Origin of the sequence: Streptomyces sp. NPDC002055 (assembly GCF_040296705.1) — a bacterium.
GTDB lineage: Bacteria > Actinomycetota > Actinomycetes > Streptomycetales > Streptomycetaceae > Streptomyces.
On sequence record NZ_JBEOXS010000118.1, the window covers coordinates 1 to 6,630 of the forward strand.

Sequence of the window (6,630 nt, forward strand, 5' to 3'; positions counted from 1 at the left end):
CCCGGCCGGGCGGCGGGCCGGTCCGGGCGGCGGGCCGGTCCGGGCCGTCCGCGTCCGGCGCCGGTCAGGCGGCTCCGGATGGGGTGCCGATCTCGTCCAGGTGGGCCTCCACCCAGTGCCGGACCGCCGCGAGCGGGCGGGCGACGCTGCGGCCGAGGTCGGTCAGCGCGTACTCGACGTGGAGCGGGACGGCGGGGATGACGGTCCGGTCGACGAAGCCTCCGGCCTCCAGCCGCCGGAGGGTCGCGGTCAGTACCTTCGGGCTGACGCCCTGCAGCCGGCGCTGGAGGACGCCGAAACGCTGCGGCCCCTCCTCCATGGCGCCGATCGCGAGGGCGGTCCACTTGTTGGCCAGCAGGTCGAAGACCTCGCGTCCGGGGCACAGCGCGGCATAGACATCGTGCTGGTCGTGGCTGCCCGTGGTGCAGCTCGCGGTCATACGGATACCTCCTGGCCTGGTCACTTCCCCATGGATAGTAGACGCCCTTGCTGGTTACTACCGCCTCGGGGATAGCTTCCGGCATGCCGCGCGGGCGACGATCCGGGCCCGCGGCAGTGCGCATCCCCCTGGGTGCGCGACGGTATCCGCGTTCGAGGAGAGACCCGATGACCAGCTCCACCCCCGCCCCGTCCACCATGCGCGCCATCGTGCAGGACGCCTTCGGCGGACCCGAGACCCTGCGCCCCGCCGACGTCCCGCGGCCGGTGCCGCTGCCGACCGAGGTCCTGGTGCGGGTCCACTCCGCGGGAGTGAATCCGGTCGACTGGAAGACCCGTTCCGGGGGCGGCATGGCGGGCGTGCTGGGCGAGCCGCCGTTCACCCTGGGCTGGGACGTCTCCGGTGTGGTGGAGGAGGTCGGCTTCGGCGTGCACACCCTGGAGGTCGGTGACGAGGTCTTCGGCATGCCCTGGTTCCCGCGGGCGGCGTCGGCGTACGCCGAGTACGTGACCGCGCCGGCCCGGCAGTTCGCCCGCAAGCCCGCCGCCCTCGGCCACGACCGAGCGGCCGCGGTGCCGCTGGCCGCGCTCACCGCCTGGCAGATCCTCGTCGACACCGCCGGTGTGCGGCAGGGGCAGCGTGTTCTCGTCCACGCCGCCGCGGGCGGAGTGGGGCACTTCGCGGTACAGATCGCCCGTCACCTCGGGGCCCATGTGACGGGTACGGCCCGTGCGGGCAAGCACGCGTGGCTGCGCGGCCTGGGCGCCGACGCGCTGGTCGACTACACCGCCGACCGCTTCGAGGACGTGGTCGAGGACATCGACGTGGTGGTGGACCTGCTCGGCGACGAGGCCGACGCGACCAGTACCCGTTCGCTCGATGTGCTGCGGCCGGGCGGTCTGCTGGTGGCCGTGCCGGGCGGGGTGTCCCCGGAACTCGCCGCACGGGCCGCGGAACGCGGGCTGCGGACCAGCCCGTTCCTGGTCGAGCCGGACGGCGCGGCGCTCACCCGCATCGCCGGGCTGATCGAGGAGGGCGCGATCGACGTGGAGGTGGCCGAGACGTTCCCGCTGGAACGCGCCGCCGACGCGCACCGTCTCGGGGAGACGCAGCGCACCCGCGGGAAGATCGTGCTCGGCGTCGCCTGAGACAGCGTCGCCGGGACCCCGTCGCCCGAGACCTCATCGCCTGAGACCGCGTCGCCCGGAACGGCGTCGTCCGAGAGCTCGTCGCCCGGGCCCCTGTTCCGCGGCGGCGCCCTCCCCCGGGAGCGCGCCGTCCGGGGACCGGCCCGGGGGCAGTATCGTCCCTCTCGCGGACGGGCCGCCCGCGCGCCGGGGGCGTGCGGCGCGCGATCCGTGCCGCAGCCCGCCCGTTCCCGTACCGATTGGACCGACTCATGGCCTCCGCACCGCGCATCGGCGCCGCCGTGCCCGACTTCGTCCTGCCCGGCGGCGTTCTGACCGGTGACACCTTCGAACGGCGGGACTACGCCCTCTCCCGGCACCGCGGCAGGCCGCTCGTGCTGGCCTTCTACCCCGGTGACGACACGGCCGTCTGCACCAAGCAGCTGTGCTCCTACTCGTCCGGTCTGGAGCAGTTCCGGGAGCAGGACGCGGAGGTGTGGGCGATCAGCCCGCAGGACGTCGACAGCCATGAGCGGTTCGCCCGCAGGCACGACCTGAGGATGCCGCTGCTCGCCGACACCGACCGCGCCGTCGCCCGCTCGCTGGGCATCGCGGCGCCCGGCATCGGGCTGCGGCGCGCGGTGTTCCTCATCGGTCCGGACGGCACGCTGCACTGGAAGCACGTCGCGCTGCTGGGTGCCACCTTCCAGGGGCTCGACACCCTCACCCGGCACCTCGCCGAGATGGCCCGCAGCTGACAACTCCTGCCATCGGCGGCCCTCCTCGGCCTTTCCGACAGTCAACGGTGCGGCCCGGTCCCGGAGTTCACCCGGGGCCGGGGCCGGATCCGGCGGCCGGGAGGGAGCGAGGCCCAGGGCTCACGGGCGAAGCGGCCGTCGGAGCAGCCGGTTTGGAGACCGGGCCCGCCGCTCCATAGGATCCGGCGATGATCAAGAGAATACGGCGGGCGGCCGGGGTGGGCGGCCTGCTCGTCGCCCTGGCCGCCGGGCCCTTCCCGGCCCACGCCGCCGCCGACGAACCGGCGGCCAAGGAAGCCCCCAAGGTCGAGCTGGTGCTCGACGTCAGTGGCTCGATGCGCGCTCGCGACATCGACGGACGGTCCCGGATGCTGGCGGCCAAGCGCGCCTTCAACGAGGTGCTGGACGCGACACCGGAAGAGGTCCGGCTCGGCATCCGTACCCTCGGCGCCAACTACCGCGGCGAGAACCGGAAGCGCGGCTGCGAGGACACCGAGCAGCTCTACCCCGTCGGCCCGCTCGACCGCACCGAGGCGAAGACGGCGGTGGCCACCCTGGCACCCACCGGCTGGACACCGATCGGCCCCGCGCTGCTGGGCGCGGCCGACGACCTCGAAGGCGGCGACGCCACCCGGCGGATCGTGCTCATCACGGACGGCGAGGACACCTGCGCCCCGCTCGACCCGTGCGAGGTCGCCCGCGAGATCGCCGCGAAGGGCACCCATCTCGTCGTCGACACCCTGGGGCTGATCCCGGACGCCAAGACCCGCGAACAGCTCGTCTGCATCGCCGAGGCCACCGGCGGCACCTACACCTCCGTGCAGCACACCGACGAGCTCTCGGGCCGCGTCAAGCAGTTGGTCGACCGCGCCGCGGACCCGGTCGCCACTCCGGTCGCGACCGAGGGCGCCGACCGGTGCGCCGACGCCCCCGGCCTGAAGGCGGGGCTCTACACCGACCGGGAGAGGTTCGGCGAGCACCGCTGGTACCGGGTGGACGTCAAGCCGGGGCAGGAGCTGCGCGCCTCGGTGAGCATCGGCGCCGACCGGGCCGTCAACAACGACTACGGCGTCCTGCTGCGCGCGGTGACCACGCACGGCAGAGAGATCGTCCGCGGCTCGGAGGCCGGCGACGGCCGCACGGACATGATCTCCACCGGCCTGCGCTACCCCAAGGCACCGCAGGACGCGCAGGATGCGCAGGAGCCGGCGGCGGAGACGGTCTGCCTGCAGGTGAGCAACTCCTTCTCGGCGCCCGCCTCGGTGAAGACCACCCCGGGCATGCCGCTGGAGCTGACCGTCGACCTGGTGGACTCCCCCGACGAGCCCTCGGACGTGGCGGCCTTCGGCCTCGGCCGCGGCTGGTGGCTGCTCGGCGTGCTGGTGCTCACCGGCCTGCTGGCCGGTCTGCTCTGGGGCTGGATCACGCGCTGGCGCATCACCGTCTGGAGGACCAACTGATGCGGATCGCAACGGTACTGACCGGTGCGCTGCTCGCCGGTGCCGCTCTGCTGGGAGCGGCCGGTTCCGCCGTGGCGGACGATCCGGCCGACGGCGGCGGGGACGCGCGGACCGGGGCGGGTACCGGCTTCCGGACCGCGACGCCGGTCCGGATGGGAGAGCGCGCCACCGCGGACGCGTCCGCCGGCGACTACCTGTACTGGGTGTTCCCGGCCGATGCGGGCCGGCGGGCGACCGTGAAGGCCACGGTGACGCTGCCCGAGTCGGCCACCCGGCAGGGGGCGTCCACCTGGCGGATCGACGTCCATGACGGGCTGCGCCGCCGCCAGGACTGCCAGTACGGCAGCCGGACCCGGACGGCGGAGGCCGACGACCGGTCGGTCACGCTGTCCTGCACCCTGCGGACGGTACGCGGCTGGGCGGAGCCCTGGTCGAACGACCCGCTGCCGGGTGCGTACTACATCCGGCTGACCGTGCTCGATCTGAAGGAGCGGGACCTCGGACTGCCGGTCCGGGCGGCCGTCCGCGTGACGTCCTCGGACGAGGGCGGCGGGTCGGCGGTGGACGGTGCGCTCGCCTCCCCGCTCGTGCCGCACGCCGGTGCGGCCGCCGCCGCGGAGGACGAGGACGCCTCCGCCGCGAAGGCCCCGCCGGCCGCCGTCGAACCGGAGGGCGGCTGGTCCTCCGGATGGTGGTCGGACCGCTGGCTGTGGACGGTGGCCGGGGGTGTGCTCGGCGCGCTGGCGGCCATCGGCGGATACTCCGTCACCCGGGGCTCCGGCCGGCCGGCCCACCTCCCTCCGCCGAGCGGCTGACGTCCCGCGGACGTCCCGCCGCGCCGCCGGCCGCCCTCCGGGGCGGCCGGCCGGGCACCGCGGGGCGGACCGCGGGTCACGTCCGGGACGTCCGCGGCGCGCCCGCGACAGGCGCACGGTTCCCTGCCGCTGACCACGGCCCGCACGCGCCGGGCGCCCCGAATGGCGAACGGGCCTCTCGCGGCAGTCCCGTTCACCATGGTGTGATCCGGGTGGGAGAGGAGCCGGATCGGGCGGTCGGAGTACGCATTCCGCCACCACCGGTCCGGCACCACGGAATTCCCGAAGAATTCCGCGTCGAGAGCACATCCTTCGGGGTGTCTCAAGCGTCTCCTGTGCAAGCGGCATTCCATGGTGCCGCTCCAAAGGGTCATTTGGAGTATTTATCTTGAAAACCGGCATTAAGGGCACAAGAGGCGTGTCCGTGGCTGCCGTCACGGCGGGAGCAGTCCTGTCGGCCGGGGCGTTCGCCGCCCCGGCGCAGGCCGCCGCCACGCTGGCGACACCCACCATCGCCGCCAAGGGCGGCTACGTGATGAACAACGGCACCGGCAAGACCCTCTTCACCAAGAGCGCCGACACCCGTCGTTCCACCGGCTCCACCACCAAGATCATGACCGCCCGGGTGGTGCTCGCGCAGCCCAACCTCAACCTGGACTCCAAGGTCACGATCCAGAAGGCGTACAGCGACTACATCGTCGCGAACACCGCCTCGTCGGCCCACCTGATCGTCGGCGACAAGGTCACGGTCCGCCAGCTGCTGTACGGGCTGATGCTCCCGTCCGGCTGCGACGCGGCCTACGCCCTGGCGGACAAGTTCGGCAGCGGTTCCACCCGGTCCGCCCGGGTGAAGTCGTTCATCGGCAAGATGAACTCCACCGCCCGGGGCCTCGGTCTGACGAATACGCACTTCGATTCGTTCGACGGCATCGGCAACGGCTCGAACTACTCGACGCCGCGCGACATCACCAAGCTCGCGAGCAACGCGATGAAGTACTCCACCTTCCGCACGGTCGTGAAGACGAAGTCGACCAAGCAGAAGGTCACCACGCGCAACGGCGGTTACCGCTACATGTCGTGGTCGAACACCAACAACCTGCTCGGCGGCTACTCGGGCACCATCGGCGTGAAGACGGGCTCCGGCCCGGAGGCCAAGTACTGCCTGGTCTTCGCCGCGACCCGGGGCGGCAAGACGGTCATCGGCACCGTCCTCGCCTCCTCCTCGGTGGCCAACCGCACGTCGGACGCCAAGAAGCTGATGGACTACGGCTTCCGGCGCTAACCGTCCCGGTACGGTGTGGGGCCTGCCCGTGACCCGAGGGTCGGGGGCAGGCCCCTTCGTCTGCGCCGTCCCGGCCGAACGGCCCCCACCGGGTGGCCGGTGCGACTACGGTGAGGTGGATGACCGAGACCTGGAACGCCTCCGACGCCGGTGTCCTGCGGCTGCCCTCCGGCCGCCTGGTGCGGGGGCGCGGCCTGCGCCGCCCGCTGCCGGACGGCGCGGTCCCCGGCCATGCCGTCCATCTGCTCGGCCGCCGGCCCCCGGAGGTTCCCTGGGACGCGGTCTGGCTGCGCTGGCCGGATTTCCGGCTGCCCAGCGACCCGGAGCGGGCCCGCGCCGTGCTGCGCGAGGCCTGGTCCCGCGCGGCGACGGAGCGTGTGGAGATCGCCTGCGGCGGTGGCCGCGGACGAACGGGTACCGCGCTGGCCTGCCTGGCCGTCCTCGACGGGGTACCGGCCCGGGAGGCGGTGGACTTCGTCCGCCGGAACTACGACCGGCACGCGGTGGAAACCCCCTGGCAGCGACGCTTCGTCCGCCGTTTCACCGCCTGAGCCACACCCGCCTGAGCCAAACCCGCCCGAGCCGCACCCGCCGGACCGGGCCCGTCCGGCTCCCGGACCCGGACCACCGGTGCGGCACGGCCGGCGGCAGGCCGGCGCCCTCTCTTCCCGGCCGGCCGTCTCCGCCCCTTCCCCTCGGCCGCCTCCGCCCCCTCCCCGCCCTGGGGCGCCGCCCCGCCGTAACCGCCC

Annotated in this window: 7 protein-coding genes; 6 read left to right on the forward strand and 1 reads right to left on the reverse strand. The window is 73.7% G+C overall.

The features are described 5' to 3' along the window. Positions 1-64: 64 nt before the first annotated feature. The gene (locus tag ABT112_RS34415; protein WP_351515748.1) at positions 65-439 is read right to left on the reverse strand and encodes a winged helix-turn-helix transcriptional regulator; all 375 of its coding nucleotides are present in this window, start codon (positions 437-439) and stop codon (positions 65-67) included. A 167-nt stretch (positions 440-606) separates the two neighbouring features. Here ABT112_RS34415 and ABT112_RS34420 point away from each other — a divergent pair, with 167 nt between their 5' ends. The 6 genes from ABT112_RS34420 (at position 607) to ABT112_RS34445 (ending at position 6,432) form a co-directional block, all read left to right on the forward strand. Beyond that, positions 607-1,587, forward strand: a complete 981-nt coding sequence (locus ABT112_RS34420) for an NADP-dependent oxidoreductase (protein ID WP_351515749.1) — start codon at positions 607-609, stop codon at positions 1,585-1,587. 251 nt (positions 1,588-1,838) lie between these two features. Then, positions 1,839-2,324: a peroxiredoxin family protein gene (locus ABT112_RS34425; RefSeq protein ID WP_351515750.1), complete on the forward strand. Its 486-nt coding sequence runs from the start codon at positions 1,839-1,841 to the stop codon at positions 2,322-2,324. A 188-nt stretch (positions 2,325-2,512) separates the two neighbouring features. After that, on the forward strand, positions 2,513-3,784 hold the full coding sequence (locus ABT112_RS34430; protein WP_351515751.1) for a VWA domain-containing protein: 1,272 nt from the start codon (positions 2,513-2,515) through the stop codon (positions 3,782-3,784). Beyond that, entirely contained in the window at positions 3,784-4,599 is an 816-nt protein-coding gene (locus ABT112_RS34435) for a hypothetical protein (protein ID WP_351515752.1), read from the forward strand. Before ABT112_RS34430 ends, ABT112_RS34435 begins: the two co-directional genes overlap by 1 nt. 388 nt (positions 4,600-4,987) lie before the next feature. Then, the gene (locus tag ABT112_RS34440; protein WP_351515753.1) at positions 4,988-5,881 is read left to right on the forward strand and encodes a D-alanyl-D-alanine carboxypeptidase family protein; all 894 of its coding nucleotides are present in this window, start codon (positions 4,988-4,990) and stop codon (positions 5,879-5,881) included. A 119-nt stretch (positions 5,882-6,000) separates the two neighbouring features. Then, entirely contained in the window at positions 6,001-6,432 is a 432-nt protein-coding gene (locus ABT112_RS34445; RefSeq protein WP_351515754.1) for a protein-tyrosine phosphatase family protein, read from the forward strand. The last annotated feature ends 198 nt before the right edge of the window (positions 6,433-6,630 follow it).

Excerpts from the sequence above, each read along its gene's own strand:
- ABT112_RS34415 (WP_351515748.1), bottom strand. The coding sequence starts at position 439 with ATGACCGCGAGCTGCACCACGGGCAGCCACGACCAGCACGATGTCTAT.
- ABT112_RS34420 (WP_351515749.1), top strand. The coding sequence starts at position 607 with ATGACCAGCTCCACCCCCGCCCCGTCCACCATGCGCGCCATCGTGCAG.
- ABT112_RS34425 (WP_351515750.1), top strand. The coding sequence starts at position 1,839 with ATGGCCTCCGCACCGCGCATCGGCGCCGCCGTGCCCGACTTCGTCCTG.
- ABT112_RS34430 (WP_351515751.1), top strand. The coding sequence starts at position 2,513 with ATGATCAAGAGAATACGGCGGGCGGCCGGGGTGGGCGGCCTGCTCGTC.
- ABT112_RS34435 (WP_351515752.1), top strand. The coding sequence starts at position 3,784 with ATGCGGATCGCAACGGTACTGACCGGTGCGCTGCTCGCCGGTGCCGCT.
- ABT112_RS34445 (WP_351515754.1), top strand. The coding sequence starts at position 6,001 with ATGACCGAGACCTGGAACGCCTCCGACGCCGGTGTCCTGCGGCTGCCC.